At 57.4% G+C, this 18,242-nt stretch carries 16 protein-coding genes; 12 read left to right on the plus strand and 4 right to left on the minus strand.

Features of this window, described 5'->3' with window-relative positions; genetic code table 11:
* Position 1 precedes the first annotated feature (1 nt).
* From wbpD to BLS75_RS11720, 12 genes are all read left to right on the plus strand, one after another.
* A complete protein-coding gene (wbpD, locus tag BLS75_RS11665; RefSeq protein ID WP_072450897.1) occupies positions 2–586 on the plus strand; it encodes a UDP-2-acetamido-3-amino-2,3-dideoxy-D-glucuronate N-acetyltransferase in 585 nt (194 codons plus the stop codon).
* A complete protein-coding gene (locus tag BLS75_RS11670) occupies positions 587–1,678 on the plus strand; it encodes a DegT/DnrJ/EryC1/StrS family aminotransferase (protein ID WP_072450898.1) in 1,092 nt (363 codons plus the stop codon).
* 13 nt (positions 1,679–1,691) lie between these two features.
* Complete coding sequence (locus tag BLS75_RS11675; protein WP_072450899.1) at positions 1,692–2,666, plus strand: NAD-dependent epimerase/dehydratase family protein; 975 nt, start codon at positions 1,692–1,694, stop codon at positions 2,664–2,666.
* A 5-nt stretch (positions 2,667–2,671) separates the two neighbouring features.
* Complete coding sequence (locus tag BLS75_RS11680; protein WP_072450900.1) at positions 2,672–3,817, plus strand: DegT/DnrJ/EryC1/StrS family aminotransferase; 1,146 nt, start codon at positions 2,672–2,674, stop codon at positions 3,815–3,817.
* Positions 3,818–3,933: 116 nt separating this feature from the next.
* Positions 3,934–5,814, plus strand: coding sequence for an asparagine synthase (glutamine-hydrolyzing) (gene asnB, locus BLS75_RS11685; protein ID WP_072450901.1), 1,881 nt, complete (start codon positions 3,934–3,936; stop codon positions 5,812–5,814).
* Between the two features lie 140 nt (positions 5,815–5,954).
* Positions 5,955–7,223 (plus strand): glycosyltransferase family protein, encoded by a 1,269-nt coding sequence (locus tag BLS75_RS11690; RefSeq protein ID WP_072450902.1) that lies wholly within the window; start codon positions 5,955–5,957, stop codon positions 7,221–7,223.
* Between the two features lie 14 nt (positions 7,224–7,237).
* Positions 7,238–8,701 (plus strand): oligosaccharide flippase family protein, encoded by a 1,464-nt coding sequence (locus tag BLS75_RS11695; protein ID WP_072450903.1) that lies wholly within the window; start codon positions 7,238–7,240, stop codon positions 8,699–8,701.
* 3 nt (positions 8,702–8,704) lie between these two features.
* Positions 8,705–10,597, plus strand: a complete 1,893-nt coding sequence (gene asnB, locus BLS75_RS11700; protein WP_072450904.1) for an asparagine synthase (glutamine-hydrolyzing) — start codon at positions 8,705–8,707, stop codon at positions 10,595–10,597.
* 79 nt (positions 10,598–10,676) lie between these two features.
* Positions 10,677–11,231, plus strand: coding sequence for an acyltransferase (locus BLS75_RS32735; RefSeq protein WP_072450905.1), 555 nt, complete (start codon positions 10,677–10,679; stop codon positions 11,229–11,231).
* Between the two features lie 227 nt (positions 11,232–11,458).
* Positions 11,459–12,328, plus strand: coding sequence for a glycosyltransferase family 2 protein (locus BLS75_RS11710; protein ID WP_072450906.1), 870 nt, complete (start codon positions 11,459–11,461; stop codon positions 12,326–12,328).
* Between the two features lie 242 nt (positions 12,329–12,570).
* Complete coding sequence (locus BLS75_RS11715) at positions 12,571–13,200, plus strand: SMI1/KNR4 family protein (RefSeq protein ID WP_072450907.1); 630 nt, start codon at positions 12,571–12,573, stop codon at positions 13,198–13,200.
* 78 nt (positions 13,201–13,278) lie between these two features.
* Entirely contained in the window at positions 13,279–14,127 is an 849-nt protein-coding gene (locus BLS75_RS11720) for a DUF4087 domain-containing protein (RefSeq protein WP_072450908.1), read from the plus strand.
* A gap of 8 nt (positions 14,128–14,135) precedes the next feature.
* Here the strand turns inward: BLS75_RS11720 and BLS75_RS11725 are convergent, their stop codons facing one another.
* The 4 genes from BLS75_RS11725 to BLS75_RS11740 form a co-directional block, all read right to left on the minus strand.
* Positions 14,136–14,933, minus strand: a complete 798-nt coding sequence (locus BLS75_RS11725; RefSeq protein ID WP_072450909.1) for a GNAT family N-acetyltransferase — start codon at positions 14,931–14,933, stop codon at positions 14,136–14,138.
* 1 nt (position 14,934) lies between these two features.
* The gene (locus BLS75_RS11730) at positions 14,935–15,411 is read right to left on the minus strand and encodes an HIT family protein (protein ID WP_011063267.1); all 477 of its coding nucleotides are present in this window, start codon (positions 15,409–15,411) and stop codon (positions 14,935–14,937) included.
* 96 nt (positions 15,412–15,507) lie between these two features.
* The gene (locus BLS75_RS11735; RefSeq protein WP_072450910.1) at positions 15,508–17,115 is read right to left on the minus strand and encodes a 5-guanidino-2-oxopentanoate decarboxylase; all 1,608 of its coding nucleotides are present in this window, start codon (positions 17,113–17,115) and stop codon (positions 15,508–15,510) included.
* 123 nt (positions 17,116–17,238) lie between these two features.
* Positions 17,239–18,159, minus strand: coding sequence for a LysR substrate-binding domain-containing protein (locus BLS75_RS11740; protein ID WP_015636908.1), 921 nt, complete (start codon positions 18,157–18,159; stop codon positions 17,239–17,241).
* Positions 18,160–18,242 lie beyond the last annotated feature (83 nt).

Genomic DNA, 18,242 nt, shown 5'->3' on the forward strand with positions numbered 1-18,242 from the left:
CATGAGCCATTACCAGCACCCAAGCGCTATCGTCGATGATGGCGCCCAGATCGGCGAAGGCTCACGAGTCTGGCATTTCGTGCATGTATGCCCAGGCGCCCAGATCGGCAAAGGGGTTTCCCTTGGCCAGAACGTCTTCGTCGGCAACAAAGTGCTCATCGGTGATCATTGCAAGATCCAGAACAATGTCTCGGTATATGACAACGTCACCCTGGAAGAGGGCGTGTTTTGTGGTCCAAGCATGGTGTTCACCAATGTCTACAACCCACGCTCATTAATCGAGCGCAAGGATCAATACCTCGACACCCTGGTGAAAAAGGGTGCCACGCTGGGGGCTAACTGCACCATCGTCTGCGGGGTCACCATCGGCGAATACGCCTTCGTCGGCGCGGGTGCGGTTATCAACAAGGATGTACCGGCCTACGCCCTGATGGTTGGGGTGCCTGCACGACAACTGGGCTGGATGAGCGAGTTTGGCGAACGCCTCGAACTGCCGGTCAAGGGAGAAGCCGAATGCCATTGCCCGCATACCGGCGCCCGCTATGTCTTGCGCGGCAACAACCTGAGCAAAATGGACGCACAGTAAATGATCGAATTCATCGACCTGAAGACCCAGCAAGCCCGCCTCAAAGACAAGATTGACGCGGGTATCGCTCGCGTTCTATCCCACGGCCAATACATCCTCGGCCCTGAAGTGGCTGAATTGGAAGAGCGCCTGGCCGCTTATTCAGGAGCAAAGTACTGCATCAGTTGCGCCAACGGCACCGATGCCCTGCAAATTGCGCTCATGGCTCTGGGCATAGGTCCAGGCGATGAAGTCATCACTCCCGGCTTCACCTATATAGCGACAGCGGAAACCGTCGCCTTGCTGGGTGCCAAGCCGGTCTATGTGGACATCGACCCGCAAACCTACAACCTGGACCCGGCCCTGCTGGAAGCGGCTATTACTTCCCGCACCAAAGCCATTATCCCAGTCTCCCTTTACGGGCAGTGCGCCGACTTTGATGCAATTAACGCCATCGCTGGCAGGCACTCTCTTCCCGTTATAGAAGATGCCGCCCAGAGCTTCGGAGCCAGCTACAAAAACAGAGCCTCCTGCAACCTGAGCACCATCGCCTGCGCCAGCTTTTTCCCCAGCAAACCCCTGGGTTGCTATGGTGATGGCGGTGCAATTTTCACCAATGACGAAGAGTTGGCGACAATCATTCGCCAAGTAGCGCGGCACGGTCAGGACCGCCGCTACCACCACATCCGCATCGGCGTAAACAGCCGCCTGGATACTCTGCAAGCCGCCATTCTTCTGCCCAAGCTGGAGATCCTTGAGGAAGAGATTCAATTACGCCAGCAAGTCGCGCAGAATTACGCACGACTCCTGGCACAGGCGGGTATCAGCGCACCTTATATTGAACCTCACAATATCAGCGCTTGGGCACAGTTCACCGTACAAGTGGACAATCGCGATGCTGTGCAGCAGCACCTCAAGCAATCCGGGGTCCCTACGGCCGTTCACTATCCTATTCCGCTAAATCTCCAGCCAGCGGTGAAAGACGAACACGCACAGCTTCCTGTGGGTGACGTTGTGGCAACACGGGTCATGAGTCTGCCGATGCACCCTTACCTGACGGCATCAGATCAGTCGCACATTGTTGAAGCACTGGTCACCGCTAGCAAAATTTGATTGGAGTACACGCATGAAAATCGAAGGTTCAAAAGTTCTGGTCATCGGCGGCGCCGGATTCATTGGTAGCTTTGTGATTTCGGAACTGCTCAAGGCCGGAGCGGCCGAAGTTGTGGTTTATGACAACTTTGCCCGTGGCAAGCTCAGCAACATCTCTGAGCAGCTCAAGGATCCGCGCTGCCGTCTATACGCCAATGGCGGTGACGTTCGCGAGATCGACTTGCTCAATGACGCCATGCAAGGCATGGACGGTGTCATTCACCTGGCTGCCATGTGGCTGCTGCATTGCAAGGACTTCCCACGCACGGCTTTCCACGTCAACGTCGAAGGTACGTTCAACGTCCTTGAAGCTTGTGTGAAGAACAACATCAAGCGTCTGGTCTACTCCTCGTCCGCCTCGGTATATGGCGACGCAGTGGAAGTACCGATGACCGAAGATCATCCGTTCAACAACCGCAACTTCTACGGTTCCACCAAGATTGCCGGTGAAGCCATGTGCCACGCCTTCCACGACCGATACGGCCTGAGCTACGTCGGCCTGCGCTATATGAACGTCTATGGCCCCCACCAGGACCAGACAGCCGCCTACACCGGCGTGATTCCGATCATGTTGAACAAGATCGATGCCAATGAAGGTCCGGTGATCAACGGCGACGGCAGCCAGGCTTACGACTTCATCTATGTCGAAGACGTTGCTCGCTGCAACGTCAAGGCGCTGGAAGCGGACGTCACCGACCAGTTCTATAACGTCGGCACTGGCGTACAGACCAGCATCAAGGAACTGTGCGACACCATTCTCGACATGAAAGAGTCTGACCTGGTTGTCCAGTACCGCCCCTACAGCGCTGACGATGCCCGTCGCATGGTACAGAACCGTATTGGCTGCCCGAAAAAGGCTGCTGAAGAACTAGGGTTCACCTACCAGTACGAACTGCGTGAAGGCCTGCAGAAACTCATCGATTGGCGCACCACGCACGGGGCGGAGTAAATACAATGGAAAAGCGCAACATTGCGATCTCGCTACCCAGCACCGGTGAAGAAGAATGGCAGGCAGCCCGTGAACCGCTGATGACCGGCTGGTTGACTCAAGGCCCCAAAGTGGCGGCCTTTGAAGAGGCCTTCGCCAAGCGCCATCAGGTTCCTCACGCCTTGGCAGTGACCTCTTGCACCACAGGCCTGCACCTGGCGCTCGCCGGCTTGGATATCGGTCCGGGCGATGAAGTCATCGTTCCGACCTTCACCTGGATCGCCACCGCCAACGTGGTGCTGTACTGCGGCGCCACTCCGGTATTCGTCGACATCGACCCGCTGACCTACAACCTGGATATCAGCCAGGTCGCCGCCAAGGTCACCGACAAGACTCGAGCCGTCATTGCCGTGCATCTGTTCGGCCGTTGCCTGGATATCGATGCGTTGCGAGAGGCGCTGCCTGCGCAGGTCGCCATTATCGAAGACGCCGCCTGTGCAGCAGGTGCAGACTGGAAAGGCCGCCCTGCCGGCAGCCTGGGAGATGCTGCGGCATTTTCCTTCCACCCCCGCAAATCGGTTACTACCGGCGAAGGCGGCATGGTCACCACCAGCAACCCTGAGCTGGCGGAACGCATGAGCCAATTGCGCAGCCACGGTGCCTCGCTCTCCGAAGAACAGCGCCATCTGGGCCCTCGCCCCTATCTGCTGCCGGAATTCAACCTGCTGGGCTTCAACTACCGAATGACCGACCTGCAAGGTGCGATCGGCTTGGTACAACTGGGCAAGCTGGACGGTTTTATCGACGAACGTGAGCACTGGGCTCAGTACTACTGCGAGCAACTGGCCGATATCGACTGGCTGCGACTCCCTACCACTCCGCAAGGCAGCCGCCACGGCTGGCAAGCATTCGTTACCTACATCGATCCGCAAAAAGCCCCGATGCCGCGTAACGACATGATGGAAATTCTCCAGGCCAAAGGGATCTCTACCCGCCCAGGCACCCATGCCGTGCACATGCTGGCTTATTACCGCGAACGTTTCGGCTTCAAGCCGGAAGACTTCCCGGGTGCCCGTGACTGTAACGATCACACCATGGCTATTCCACTGCACAACAGGATGAGCGAAGAAGACTACGCCTATGTAGTCGAGGCCATTCGCCAACTGCGCTGAGTAACAGCACCTGCATCCCGCTCATTCGAGCGGGATGACCTTTTCAGGCAACGGAACTACGCAGACCTGCGAATTCCCCACTGCACTCCCCTCGATTCAAAGGAGCATCAAAACGCATGTGCGGCATTACCGGCCTCATCCATCTCGATAACAACCCGGTATCGCCTGCAGTTCTGCAGCGCATGACGGATGCCATTGCCCATCGTGGACCCGATGGTGAGGGGCATTGGATTGAAGGCAACGTAGGCCTGGGTCATCGGCGTCTAGCAATCATCGATCTGTCTCCTGCCGGCCATCAGCCTGCCGCCTCCCTCTCCCAGCGTTATGTACTGGTCTACAACGGCGAGGTCTACAACTTCCGTGAACTGCGCACCGAACTGGAAACCCTGGGCTACCAGTTCCGTTCACGCACCGACACTGAAGTTGTGCTCAATGCATTGATCGCCTGGGGGGCACAAGCACTGGAGCGCTTCAACGGCATGTTCGGCCTGGCCTTGTGGGACCGTCAGGAACAAACGTTGTTGCTGGCCAGAGATCGCTACGGCATCAAACCGCTTTATTACGCACAACAAGGGCAGACCCTCGCCTTTGGCTCCGAACAGAAAGCCATCCTGGCCATGCCCGAGTTTCGGCGCAGCCTGGACAAGGAAGCCCTGCTGGAATATTTCACCTTTCAGAACATCTTTACCGACAAGACATTGCTCAATGATGTGAAGCTGTTACCAGCCGGCCACTATGCCGTGCTGGATATGAAGCGGCGCACCCCAGCTTTGCAACTCACCCAGTACTGGGATTACAACTTCCAGGAACCCAAGGTCAAAGCCAGCGACGAAGAGTACCGCGAAGAGCTGGACCGTTTGTTCCAACAGGCCGTCAACCGGCAACTGGTGACTGATGTTGAACTGGGCAGTTATCTGAGCGGGGGGATGGACTCCGGCTCGATCACAGCAATAGCGGCCAAGTCCTACCCCTACATGAAAACCTTTACCTGTGGTTTCGACCTCAACTCCGCCTCGGGTATCGAGATGGGGTTCGATGAGCGCAGTAAAGCCGAATACATGTCCTACCACTTCAAGACCGAACATTATCAAATGGTCCTGAAAGCCGGAGACATGGAAAGAGTCCTGCCCAAACTGGCCTGGCACCTGGAAGAACCCCGAGTGGGCCAGAGCTACCCGAACTACTACGCCGCACAACTGGCCTCCAAGTTCGTCAAGGTAGTCATGTCCGGCGCCGGCGGCGACGAATTGTTTGGCGGTTATCCATGGCGCTACTACCGTGCTGTGGTCAACGATGACTTCGAACACTACATCGACAAGTACTACGCATTCTGGCAGCGGCTGATTCCCAACAATGAGATCAAGCAGGTCTTTGCGCCGATCTGGAAAGATGTAAAACATGTGTGGACCCGGGACATCTTCCGCGATGTCTTCAAACACCACGCAGACAACCTGTACACCCCGGAAGACTACATCAACCACTCGCTGTATTTCGAAGCCAAGACCTTCCTTCATGGTTTGCTGGTAGTTGAAGACAAGCTCAGCATGGCCCATGGCCTAGAAAGCCGTGTGCCATTCCTGGACAACGATCTGGTTGATTTCGCCATGCGCTGCCCAGTGCACCTGAAGCTGAACAACCTGGCCGACGTCATAAGAATCAACGAGAACGATCAGGGCGACAAGGTCAGCAAATACTTTGAAAAGGCCCGAGACGGCAAGCAGATCTTCCGCGATGTCATGAAACGCTACATCCCAGACGACGTTGCCCGGGCTGAGAAGCAAGGCTTCTCCGCGCCAGACTCCAGCTGGTTCAAAGGCGAGAGCATGGAGTTTGTCAGAAGGAAGTTACTGAATAAAAACGCACATATCTATGACGTTTTTGACCAGTCCGCACTGACTTCACTTGTCGAGGAACATCTTTCAGGAAAACAGAACAGAAGGCTGTTGATCTGGTCCCTGTTGAATATGGAAGAGTATATGCAAGGCTGCTTTGCATGATTTTGTTGTAACAGCCTTGACCCCTCATATATAAAGCCGCCGTGTGAAACATCCCGATCAAGATCCGGCAATAGCAGCTCCGACCCAGCGCTGCTATTGCTGCAGAGTCAGCATGAAAGAAGTAATGCACAGGACGTAAAATGAAAATCATCTTCAAGATAGCCCAATCTGCATGCTTCTTTTTGTTCTCGTTTTTTTGCTTTGCCATATTCCTGCTGCCAGCCCTGGCCTTGAGAATCAAGCGCAGTTGCAGCAAACGACCGGCAAAACCTGAATATGTCTTTGTCGGCATACACGAAATTGCCAACAACATCAGCGAACTGTCTGCCGCATTGGCAAAGCAGTACATTACCGTGCGCAGTGCCCGCTCCCACGCTGGTGTCTTCTACGGAGAAACGGACACACAAAGCGCCTCTGCCCTGTCCCTGAAAATCCGCCTGTTCAGCGAACCACTCTGTCGCTCCCGACATTTACCCTGGATCCTCTTACGCGCCGATCAGGCCTGGTTCATCTGGTGCACCAGCCTGCTCGCGCTGAACCTCGACTACATTCTCTATCGCCTCGCCGGCGTGGATCTGGTTGTTCAGCACTGCGGAGATGATGTGCGTTGCCGCCACTTGCAGGACGCCTTGTTTGACAAGTACACGCCAGGTATCGCGATTGGCCCCTATCCCGCACTCCCCCTAGTGGACATGCTGAGAAAATACTATCGCCAGTTCATGGCCGAGCGCTTTGCCAAGACCCTTTCCTCAAGGAACCAGGCGACCTTTCAAACAGGGATGCTGGGGCACTTCACGTTCAGCCAGAGGTCGCTACTGACCAGCCCACGTCGTCCGGGAGAGATTCCGGTTATCGTGCACGCTCCCTCAAACCGGGCAGTAAAACGAACCGACCTGGTGCTTGAGGCGGTGGAAACGCTCCGACAAAAGGGCTACCAGTTCGAGTTTCACCTGCTGGAGCACATCCCCAATCACCAAGTGGTCGACATGTTGCTGGCAGCCGACATAGTGGTCGACCAGCCATCCACCTGGCCGGGTCGGTTCGGCATCGAGGGAGCTGCCGCATCCTGTGCAATCGTTTCAGGAAACCATGATGTTTTTACTGGCTTGCCGGCCTCCCCCATCATTCAGTTTCCTGTTGATGCGAACCTGCTGGCCTCGCGCCTGGAAAAACTGCTGGCCGAACGTGCTTATCTGGAAAGCGTCATGGCTGCTTGCTGGGGATTCTGGCAGGAAAAATACAGCGAAGACGCATTTATCAATAACTACTTCAAAATCTGGAACGACCAACACGATAAATTTCCACCACTGCCCGAGCAGAAGGCAATACTCCTGGCTGCCGCAAAAGGCAAACTTCAACGCCTGTTCATCAAGTACTTTTACTTTCCTTCACGCCAGGATAACCGCTAGGGCTTTGCCGACCTATGTTCAAGCTCTTTGTTCGAGACAGTGTCATTTACGCAATCCCCGCACTGCTTTCGAAGGGGCTCGCGCTATTTCTGGTGCCGCTGTACACCCGTGTGCTGAGCCCGGAAGATTATGGTTCTCTGGACTTGCTGCTGGTTTTCTCAGGCCTTATCGCACTGACCATTGCCCTGGAGGTGTCCCAGGGCATAGCACGCTTCTATTCAGCGGAAACAGACCCTGAACGCCGTTGCGCCTATGCATCGTCCGCCTTCTGGTTCACTGCGTTGTGTTATTCGCTATTCGCCGTAATCACACTGACCTACGCCGATGAGCTGTCCACCTGGATCATGGGGCGCGAAGGACTGACTGCTGCCTTCAGGGTGGGCATTGTCTATATTTTCTTCAATGGTCTGTTCAACCTTATCCAGAACCAGTTCCGCTGGGAATTGCGTAGCAAGCACTATGCACTCGTCAGCATCATTGTTTCCCTGGTCACTGCCGGAGCTGCAGTACTCCTCACCTATGGCGCAGGAATGGGCTTGCCGGGGCTGTTGTGGGGCATGAGCGCCGGAGTCATCATTGGCACTGTCTACGGGCTGTACCACCTGCGCCAGAGCTTTCGTTTTCGCTTTGATTGGGCCCGGCTCAAGGAAATGCTGGCGTTCTCCATCCCCTTGGTCCCTGCCAGTGTGACAGTGCTTGCCAGCATTTATATCGACCGTCTGCTGATCAACCACTTTGTGTCGATCGGAGAAGTCGGTCTGTATGGTGTCGCGGTCAGGTTGGCCAGTGTAGTCAGTCTAGTCATGGTCGGTTTCCAAGGGGCCTTGACACCGTTGATCTACACCTACTACCGCGAGGCCGATACTCCCAGGCAGTTGGCGCGCATATTCAGAGTGTTCTGCGGCTTTGCATTACTGACCTACTTGGCACTTGGGCTGTTTGCCCATGACGTCCTGGTGCTGATGACAACCGCAGACTACTACTCTGCCTCCAAGTTGATTGTCTTCCTGGTGCCGTCAATTCTCCTGGCCCAGATGTACATTTTTACCCCTGGCATCAGCATCGCCAAAAAAACCCACATGACCATCTGGATCAATCTTGCCGGCCTGATCGCCAACATTGCCCTGGGACTGATCTTGATTCCTCGTTTAGGAGGCAGCGGCGCCGCTATCGCCATGCTCCTGGGAAGTTCTCTGACGTTCGCTATCTATATGCTGTGCAGTCAGAGGCTGTATCCGGTGCCGCATAAGTGGTGGCCGCTCTGCGGCTCAATGACTGCAACGGTCGTGGCGCTATTTCTGGCGCTGCGACTGGGTTCAGAGCTGAACAGCTACTTGCGTTGGTTGGTCAACTTGATGTTTATCAGCGGCACGGCAGTGATTTTTTTAGCCTTGGGGCTTGTTCAGGTTTCAGAACTACGTAAAGCCGGACAGATGGTCCGTAGCCGCCTTAAACTTTTTTCGCAAAGAAGTAGCTAATTTATGTGTGGAATACTCGGTTTCTTCTCCGTCAGCGAAACCCACTCTTACTCCCAGAGTATCGACGCGGCCATTCAGACCTTGCGCCATCGTGGACCGAATGACTTCGGCTACGAAGAGATGCCGGTTGCCTCCAACAAACTAGTGCTGGGTCACACGCGCCTGTCCATTATTGACTTGTCCTTAGCCGGCCATCAGCCGATGCACTCCAAGGACCAGCTTTTTTCCATCGTCTTCAATGGCGAAATCTACAACTACCGCGAATTGCGTACTGAGTTGCAAGCCTTGGGGCACGTGTTCCAGTCGGACTCCGATACCGAAGTGCTACTAGCGGCCTGGATTCAATGGCGAGCCGACTGCCTTGCACGCTTACGCGGAATGTTTGCATTCGCGGTTTTTGACCGTGCGGCAAATAGGCTTTCCTGTATTCGCGACCCATTCGGGATCAAGCCGTTCTATTACACCCAGGAAGGCGATAACTTTCTTTTCGCCTCAGAAATGCCGGCATTGAAAGCGCTGAAGCAGAACAAGGTTCAGCTCAACTGGCAACGCGCCTACGACTATCTGGTGCATGGCGACTACGACTCACAAACCGCAACTTTCTTCGAAGATGTGCATCAGTTGATGCCTGGGCACTTGCTACACCTTGATCTATCCAATGGCCAGCTCACTGCACCACAACAGTGGTGGCGACCGCGAATAGAACAAACTTCGACCCTGAGCTTCTCTTCTGCTGCTGATGAGTTGCGCGAACGCTTCCTGCACAACATCAAGCTGCACCTACGCAGTGACGTTCCCCTGGGAGCGGCATTGTCCGGTGGACTGGATTCTTCGGCGGTGGTTTGCGCCATGCGCAAGATCGAACCGGATGCAGCTATCAATACATTCAGCTATATCGCCCGCGATAGCGCCGTATCAGAGGAGCCTTGGGTCGATCTGGTCAATGCTCAGGTAAACGCCAAGGCCCACAAGGTACTGGTCAGCCCTCAGGAACTGTCTACTGACCTGGATGACATGATTCACGCTCAAGGTGAGCCCTTTGGCAGCACCAGCATTTACGCCCAGTACCGGGTCTTCAAGCTGGCTAAAGACAACGCCATCACGGTAACCCTCGATGGCCAGGGAGCCGATGAGTTATTGGCCGGCTACCACGGCTACCCGGGGAAGCGCATCAAGAGCATGCTCGAACAGGGCCATTACCGGCAGGCACTGAACTTCGCAAGGCAGTGGTCAACATGGCCAGACAGAAGCTTGAAGCACTGCTTCAAGACGGTCGTTGCCGAGTGCGCCGAAGGCCCCTTGTACGACTTGCTCAGACGTGGAAATGGCATGCAGGCCAGTCCCTCGTGGATAGATACACAGATGCTGCGTGACGCCGGTGTGCACATAGGTTATCCACAACAGAAATCACCCTACGATCTGCCCGGACGCAAACTGGCCTCCGAGCTGGCATTCTCACTGACCCACCGCGGGCTACAGTCACTGTTGCGCCATGGCGATCGTAATTCGATGCGTTTCTCCATCGAGAGTCGAGTACCGTTCCTGACCTCCGACATGGCAGACTTCCTGCTTTCCTTGCCAGAAAACTATCTGATCTCGCAATCAGGAGAAACCAAGTCCGTGTTCCGTGCAGCGATGCGTGGAATAGTTCCTGATGCCATCTTGGACCGAAGGGACAAGGTCGGCTTCTCTACACCCGAACAGGTATGGCTGGTGCAACTGGCCGAACAGATCCGGGGCTGGCTGAAGATTGATCTCGGACTGCCATTCCTGAACCAGCCACAAATCCTTGAGGAATTCGAGAAAATCATCTCAGGAAAAGCTGCATTCTCTTGGCAAGTCTGGCGCTGGATCAACTTCACCCGGTGGTATCAACATAACTTTGAACTGCGCTGATTGAAGCACCCTGGCCAAAATCCGGTTAACCAACCGAAGAAGGCAGCCAAGTCTTGAGATTGAAAAAGTGAGACCTGTGATGACGATTAAAACTGATTCGCCTAAAGACCCGGGAGCTTCATCAAAGCCTGACGAAGCACTTTTGCAACAGCTAAAAAGAGTAATCAACCAATTACGCGCCGATATATTCTCCAAGTTCAAGAGACACGTCTCGATAAACGATCTGCTCTCGGATCGCTGGGAGACGGCCAGATTCTACGGATTTGGAGAAGGAACATCCTGCTACAACAACGTGCTGATCCTGGGTGATGTAAAGGTTGGAAAAAACACCTGGATTGGCCCCAATGTGGTGCTGGACGGCTCCGGCGGGTTGGAGATCGGAAGCTACGTGTCCGTCAGCTGTGGAGTGCAGATATACACTCACCACACCGTGGAGTGGAGTACATCCTTGGGGCAAGTTGAAGCCAGCCGAAAACCCACGAAAATAGGCGATGGTGTCTACATAGGCCCCAACTCGATCATTCAGATGGGCGTCAGCATTGGTGACGGCGCGATTATCGGCGCCATGAGCTTTGTAAATCGCGATGTTCCTGCGGGGGCTAAAGTTTATGGCACACCAGCCAGGCAACATTAGCGATAAGCCACCTTGCCGCGAAACGGGCCTGCAACTTCGGCTTGTATATTTAGAGAGTCTCATTAGAAACGAAACCCTGAGGTCATGGGTAAAACAAGCCGCCAAACAAACTTCGACAGGCATCCTTCGAATAAAAACTTTTCTATTACGGCCATATACTTTTGTACCAATGCCGTGAAACACTTCATTCCAAGCAACGTAAAAAACTCTTAAATGGTTGATACAATATGCTAAGTATTTTGATGCCTGCAAAAAATGAAGCACTGTTCATTGAGGCAGCGCTTCGCTCCATTGAAAAGATAAACAACCTTGAGTACGAGGTTATTGTTGTCGACGACGGCTCAGATGACGAAACCTGTAACATTGTAGAAGAGCTCGCCTTTAGCTTTGTAAAACTTATAAAAAGCGGGGGCGTTGGTAAAGCACAAGCATTCAACCTAGCCTTTGAGAATGCCTCTGGAGATGTTTTTATCCTGTTGGCTGCTGACGACTTACTGATTGCAGAAAGTATTCATGAACGGATCGCACCAATACAGGCAGTAGATAAACCCCAGATTTCATATTGCAAACTCAAGTCTTTCTCTGCCGACTCAAAATACAATGCAATGACACTACCAAAAAACCCTACACTCGGTCTTGAGTCAGGTGGCTGCATGGCATTTAATCGCTCGTTTGCTCAACTGGCTTTTCCGATTCCTAGTTTCTTACCAAATGAAGATGTATGGATGATGCTCCACGCACGCTACTCTTCTGTAGAAGCAACTCACACCCCAACAATTGGGATTTCGTATCGAATTCATGAAAACAATAGCTATAAGCGCGGGGTCAATTACTCACAAGTAAATGAGCAAATGTGGGTTAGACAGCGCGCAATATTTTATTTTTACGAAAACTACAAATTAAAGCTTCCACCACAAAAACAGAGAGCACTTCTTATTGCATTTCTCTTACAGCTTTTACGCTACCTTGGCTTTTCCAAGATAATTTGTTTCATCCCAGAAGCCCCCTTAAAGGAAAGAATCAAACTTCTGTTAAACTCCTCCGCACGGCTTTATGCCATTAGAGAGCGCTTCTATAGCTTTTTCTCCGGACGTTAAACCGCCGTCATCTGCCTTGGTTGCTCTTTATGATGCTCGGCGAAAAAATCGTTACGTAGGGTCCAGGGATAGGTGGGGCCAAATGTCCTGGGCCACCCACCGCCACTTAACCTCTGCCAGAGCTGCGTCGAGCCAGACTACGTGCCGGTTTTTCAGCAAAACAACCCCACAAGCATCATCCTGAAATGCCAGCGCCGTAGCACATAATCGCCCTCTGCCTCCAACTCATCTAAGGACTCCTCATGTCAGAACAGCACAACGCTACGGCCGACTGGCCTCCCGCCGGCTGCCCTCCCCTGGCCTGGCCGGACCTGCCCGATCAGGCTGCACGCTTGAGCTGGTACCTGGCGGTCATCGGTGCCTACGGTGCGCTGTGGGAAGGCCACGTCAACGAACCGGAATTGACGCCTGTCAGCGAGGACGCCCTGCAGGCGCTGGAGCAACGCCTGGGCTGCCCGTTGCCGCGGTCGCTGCGCGACTACCATCGGCAACTGGGGGTGCTGTCCCTGGCGGAAATCCTTTGCAGCGTCGGCCCCGGCCATACCCCGATCCAGCCACTGCTGGAAGCCTATCCCGGCATCGTGGACATCCCCGAGACCGATCTGGACCTGCCCCTGGCCCAACAGCTGATCGCCTTCGGCGACTACTTGGGCAACGGCAATATGTTCTGTTTTGAACGAAACAGCGGCGTGGTGTACTACTTCGATCACGACACAGGCATAGCGCTGACACGCTTCTTCGACTCCCCCGAGGAGTACCTGGATGCGCTGATGCTGTTCTGCCTGGCGGAGGTGTATGACGACGATGATGCTGCCGAAGCATTGATCAGCCAGCGCTACGGAGAGGACCTGGTACGCAAGTGGCGCTACTGAATAACAAGGACCTCGGTCTCTGCTGAGACTGATGCCCGTGCACAAACTGCGGTCCCTCCCCCCGAACAAGGATGCTCCATGTTTCAGCGTGCCCTGATCTGCACACTCCTGGTACTGATTGCCTTGCCCGCCAGCGCCGCGCAGGCCAAGGTCGAACGCCGTTGTGGCTGGTTCGAGAACCCGACCCCGGCCAATGCCACCCTCACCGACCGCGACGGCGTCTGGGAAATCGCCACCCAGGGCGGCTATCAGGCCGAGGGCGGGTGGCCCACCTTCAACGATCAGCAATGGGTGCGGACCAACAATCATTACGGCTACGGCTGTGCGTGTGTCAGCGCCAACGCTGATCCACAGACTCATCGCCTCGACCAATTGCACAAGGCCAAGGCCCGCCCGCTGTCCGCCTGTCGCAGCGATCCCAGCCTGTATGAACCCTTGAAGGAGGAAGCCGGAGAACCCGAATTGCCCAAGGGCTCTCCACGCTTTCAAGGCCAAGGTTTCAGCCTGCAGTATCCCAAAGGCTGGAAGCTCAGCCAGACGCAAAACTGCCTCACCCTGGATCACCCGAAAAAACGCCCGGGCGAGGAGTACACCCTGCAACTGTGCCTGCAGCAAGGCAGCCTGGAGCAGGCCGCCGAGGGCTTGTTCTTCTATCAGGAAAACGGCGTCTGGATGCGCAGCGCCGGCAGGGACGAGCCCAGCCCGGTACAGGAGATAAGTGGCCCCGGCTGGCAAGGCCTGCTGGCCTATCAGACCTGCGGCATCAGCGATGAGGAAACCGGCTTTCATGCCGTTGGCGGTACCTGCCTGATGGCGGTGATCGATAGCGGCCAGCGTCAGGTGGTGGCCGACAGCGTAGGGTTCTTCCAGGATTTCGCCACCCTGGGGGCCATCCTGCAGTCGATCCGCTTCGACCCGGCGCCATAGAGCCCCCGCTAGGGCACGGCCCGATACAAGGTTTGCAGGTGAGACAAGCGCAAGCCGCAGTGCTCCAGGTTGCGCCGGCTTTGCGAGTTCACCAGAGCGGTGGCTGCCACGCTCCGGGCCCCCAAAGCAGCAGCCTGCTGCAAGCGATGGGCGATCAGGGCCCGGTGATAACCCAGGCCCCGCGCGGCCCGGGTGGTAAAGGCGGTGCCCAGGTACGCCACGCCGTTGTCGGCGATGAACAGCGCCGCGCCGGCCACCGCAACGCCCTGCTCCCGCAACAGGTACAAATGCCCGCGCCCATCGTTGAGCAAGCCACCAAAGGCCGCCTGGGTGGCCGGCCGAGCGGCCGCAGGGGTATTGAAGCCTTCGCGGTGCAACATGCAGAACACTTCCAGCGTCGAGGCGGTCACCGGCTCGATATCCAGCACTGAAGGTGGCGCCACAATCTCGCCCACAGGCGCGAACAGCTGCCCATGAGTCCAGCCCTTCAGGCGCTGCAACGGCAGCCCTTGCAGCTCCAGAGTGGGCACAACCTTGGCTGACTCGGCGATCAAGGCGATCGCCGGGGCGTAAGCCACGCAGCTCTGCAGCAGATCGATCAGGCGCCGGGCATCCTGTGCCCTGTCGCCATGTACCCGGTTCATCATCGGGCTGGGGTTGCCGCCGACGACGAAGGCACCACAAACCGGCTCACCATACAGGCAGGCTCGATAAGGGTTGCCCGGCAGGCTCGCCAGCCCCTGGACCCGGGCCCGCAGGTATTGGGTTTCGGCATATTCAAGCGCCAGCGCGCGGCTCAGGTGCATATCAGCGGTTACCCACCGGGGTTTCACTGACCCAGGGCACCCGCACCTGCTCGGCGATGCTCGTGGCCTGCTGCTGCAACACCTCCAGTTGGGTCCGGCGGCCGAACAAGCCAGTGAAATGCAGCAGCAAGCGCCCGGCAAACCCCAGGCCATCGCCGCGTTTGCGCGGGATCAAGTGCAGGTGCGCATGAGGAATGTGCTGGTTGGTGGCGCGGCCGTCATTGACCAGCAGGTGGGTGCCTTCGACGCCGTAGCCGGCACGCCGTTGCGCCGCCAGCAGGCCATCGAAGACCTGGTACAGGTGCTGGCGGATGAAACCGGGCAATTGCTCGAGCTTCTCTACGTGCTGCTGGGGGATCAGCAGCAGGTGCCCTTCACCCAGCGGATGCACGTCCATGAAGGCCATGCAGTGCTCATCGCGGTACACCAGTGCGGCGGGCAAGGTGCCGGCGGCAATCTGGCAGAAAATGCAATTCATCCCTGAATCCTCAAGTGGCAAGGCGCGCCCGGTCGGGCGCCGCCAATGTAACCCACCTGCATCCTGTAAAGCGCGCTCCTTGTGCCCGGCTTGGGTTCAGTCCAGCGCCAGGTAGGCGCCGGCATCGACCTCAATCATCACCGGTTGGCGGGTGTCCTTGAGGGTGTGCAACAGGTCTTGCAGCTGCGCGGGGGAGTCGGCGCGGTGGTGCGCCACATGGAAGCTTCGGGCCATGGCCTGGAAGTCCGGGGTGAGGATGTCCACCCCCAGCGGCACGATATCCCGCGCCTGCATGTAGTCGCGGATCTCGCCGTAGCACTGGTTGTTCCACACCAGCAGGATCACGCCGATCTGTGCTTCCTTGGCCGCGATCAGCTCGCCGCTGGCGAACTGCAAGCCACCGTCCCCCACAAGCGCCACCACAGGCCGCTCGGGCCGCGCCAGCTTGGCGCCCATGGCCGCCGGCAAGCCGTAGCCCAGGGTGCCGTAACCACTGCCGGCGTTGAACCAGCTGGCCGGGGCCGGGGCCTGGTAGCCACAGGCGCCCTGGTACACCGGCTGGGTCGAGTCGCCCACCAGGATCGGGGCATCCAGATGGTCCCGCAGCAGGTCCAGCAGGCCCTGCAAGCCTTGCTGCTTGGGCGTCCAGCCGGCACGCTCGGTCTGGTTCACACGTTGCACGCTGTCCAGTGCCCAGCGCCCGCGGGAATTGGCAGGCGCCACCTTGCCCAGCAGTGCCTGCAAACCTTCCAGGGCATCCCCCACCAGGCCGACATGGGCCCGCTGCACGCCCATGACCTGCATCGGGTCGATGTCCAGGCGAATCAGCGAACCCTTGAAGCGCAGCGGCCCGAGGCCAAAGAAGTCGTAGTCGGTTTCCCCAAGCTCGGTGCCCACGGCGAGCACCACATCCGCTTCGTCGATCAATGCCCGGCCATGGGCCGAGGACTGCACGCCATCGAGCAACAGCGGGTGCCCGCAAGGCAGCAGGCCGCGGGCGTTGGTGGTCAGGGCCACCGGCGCCTGCAGGCGCTCGGCCAATTGCCGCAGGACCTCGGCGCAACCCCGGGCACCACCGCCGGCCAGGATCAACGGACGGTGGGCACTGTTGAGCAAGGCCAGCGCCGCCTCGATCGAAGCCCCGGCCGGCGCCGGCGCGCCAGGCAGGCTGCGGGGCATCAGGTTGAGGTTATCGGCGGGCATCTCCAGCACGTCCAGGGGAATCTCGATGTGCACCGGCCGCGGCCGTGCGCACTTGAATACGGCAAAGGCCCGCGCCAGCAGTTCCGGCAACTCCGAAGGCGCTTGCAGGGTGTGGCTGAAGGCGCAGACCCCGGCCACCATTGCTCGCTGGTCCGGCAGTTCGTGCAGGTGGCCGTGGCCCAGGCGCAGGTGCTCGCGACGGTTGACGGTAGAGATCACCAGCATCGGCACCGAATCGGCATAGGCCTGGCCCATGGCCGTGAGGATATTGGTCATGCCAGGGCCAGTGATGATGAAGCACACCCCAGGCTTGCCGCTGGCCCGGGCGTAGCCGTCGGCCATGAACCCGGCCCCCTGTTCATGCCGTGGGCTGACGTGGCGCAAGCGGCTGCCGTGCAGGCCGCGATAGAGCTCGACGGTGTGCACGCCGGGAATCCCGAATACCGTGTCCACGCCATAACCTTCCAGCAAACGAACCAGGGACTGCGCACAGGTGGTCATCGACTACTTCCTCTTGTTCTTATGTGCGGGCGACACCCTGCGCCCGGCTGATGTCGAGGGACATTAGTCGCTGCACCCAAGGGGCAACAATCGAAAAAAATCGCGGCGATTGCTCAATAAAATTCACGCTTTGCCGTTACGACGGGGTTCCGGGTGCAAGCGGGTGATGCCCTGCAGCTGGGACTTGACCCACTCGCTGAACGCCAGCACCACCGGCCGCTCGGATTTGAGCAGGTCGGCCACCAGGTAGTAGCCGCGATTGGACTCGATCTCGGTGCCGAAGGGCTGCACCAGTTGGCCCCGGGCCAGGGCTTCGCCGCTGATCAGGTTGTCGCCCATGGCAATGCCCTGGCCGGCGATGCAGGCCGACTGCACGAAGTGCGCGTCGGCAAACACGATGCCCCGGCGCACGTCGACATTCGGCGCCCCGGCGGCCGCCAGCCAGACCCGCCAGTCGGAGTAGTCGATCATGTGCAGGAGCAAGGCGTGATCCAGGCCATCAAGGGTTTTCAGGCCACCCATGGCATTCACCAGGCTCGGGCTGCACACCGGGAAATAGCGCAGGGAGACGATCTTCTGCACGTGCTGGTTGGGCCAGTCGCCCATGCCATAGGCCACGAACAGATCGACGCTGCTGTCGCTGGTGTCCCCCGGAGTGCGGGGCGACACCAACTGCAGTTCAACCTGGGGATACAGCGCCTGGAATTCGGCGATATGGGTGCACAGCCAATAGGTAGCGAACCCCGGCGGGCTGCTGATGCACAGCCGGCCGCTGACCTGCTGGCCATCGGAGCGCTGGCCGGCCTCGAGGATATTGGCCAGCAGCAGGTGGATGTCCCGGGCATAGCGCTCCCCCTGGTAGGTGATGCGAATGCTGCGGCCCTGGCGCTCGGTCAGGGCAAACCCCAGGGTCTGCTCCAGGCTCTTGATCTGGTGGCTGATGGCGCTGGGCGTCAGGTTCAGCTCATTGGCGGCCTCGGCGACACTGCCCAGGCGGGCCACCGCGTCCAGAGCGCGCAACGCGGTCATGGAGGGATAACGCATACCGATCATGCCTCGACTACAAAAAAACGAGTGGCAGCACCATAGCTGCAATCGGCGTCCGGCAATAGCCTTGCTCGTCGCCG

Source organism: Pseudomonas sp. NFPP12 (assembly GCF_900103205.1).
In the GTDB taxonomy this organism is placed as follows: Bacteria; Pseudomonadota; Gammaproteobacteria; order Pseudomonadales; family Pseudomonadaceae; genus Aquipseudomonas; species Aquipseudomonas protegens.

Coding starts and splice junctions, on each gene's coding strand:
- wbpD (WP_072450897.1), top strand. CDS start 2: ATGAGCCATTACCAGCACCCAAGCGCTATCGTCGATGATGGCGCCCAG.
- BLS75_RS11670 (WP_072450898.1), top strand. CDS start 587: ATGATCGAATTCATCGACCTGAAGACCCAGCAAGCCCGCCTCAAAGAC.
- BLS75_RS11675 (WP_072450899.1), top strand. CDS start 1,692: ATGAAAATCGAAGGTTCAAAAGTTCTGGTCATCGGCGGCGCCGGATTC.
- BLS75_RS11680 (WP_072450900.1), top strand. CDS start 2,672: ATGGAAAAGCGCAACATTGCGATCTCGCTACCCAGCACCGGTGAAGAA.
- asnB (WP_072450901.1), top strand. CDS start 3,934: ATGTGCGGCATTACCGGCCTCATCCATCTCGATAACAACCCGGTATCG.
- BLS75_RS11690 (WP_072450902.1), top strand. CDS start 5,955: ATGAAAATCATCTTCAAGATAGCCCAATCTGCATGCTTCTTTTTGTTC.
- BLS75_RS11695 (WP_072450903.1), top strand. CDS start 7,238: ATGTTCAAGCTCTTTGTTCGAGACAGTGTCATTTACGCAATCCCCGCA.
- asnB (WP_072450904.1), top strand. CDS start 8,705: ATGTGTGGAATACTCGGTTTCTTCTCCGTCAGCGAAACCCACTCTTAC.
- BLS75_RS32735 (WP_072450905.1), top strand. CDS start 10,677: ATGACGATTAAAACTGATTCGCCTAAAGACCCGGGAGCTTCATCAAAG.
- BLS75_RS11710 (WP_072450906.1), top strand. CDS start 11,459: ATGCTAAGTATTTTGATGCCTGCAAAAAATGAAGCACTGTTCATTGAG.
- BLS75_RS11715 (WP_072450907.1), top strand. CDS start 12,571: ATGTCAGAACAGCACAACGCTACGGCCGACTGGCCTCCCGCCGGCTGC.
- BLS75_RS11720 (WP_072450908.1), top strand. CDS start 13,279: ATGTTTCAGCGTGCCCTGATCTGCACACTCCTGGTACTGATTGCCTTG.
- BLS75_RS11725 (WP_072450909.1), bottom strand. CDS start 14,933: ATGCACCTGAGCCGCGCGCTGGCGCTTGAATATGCCGAAACCCAATAC.
- BLS75_RS11730 (WP_011063267.1), bottom strand. CDS start 15,411: ATGAATTGCATTTTCTGCCAGATTGCCGCCGGCACCTTGCCCGCCGCA.
- BLS75_RS11735 (WP_072450910.1), bottom strand. CDS start 17,115: ATGACCACCTGTGCGCAGTCCCTGGTTCGTTTGCTGGAAGGTTATGGC.
- BLS75_RS11740 (WP_015636908.1), bottom strand. CDS start 18,159: ATGCGTTATCCCTCCATGACCGCGTTGCGCGCTCTGGACGCGGTGGCC.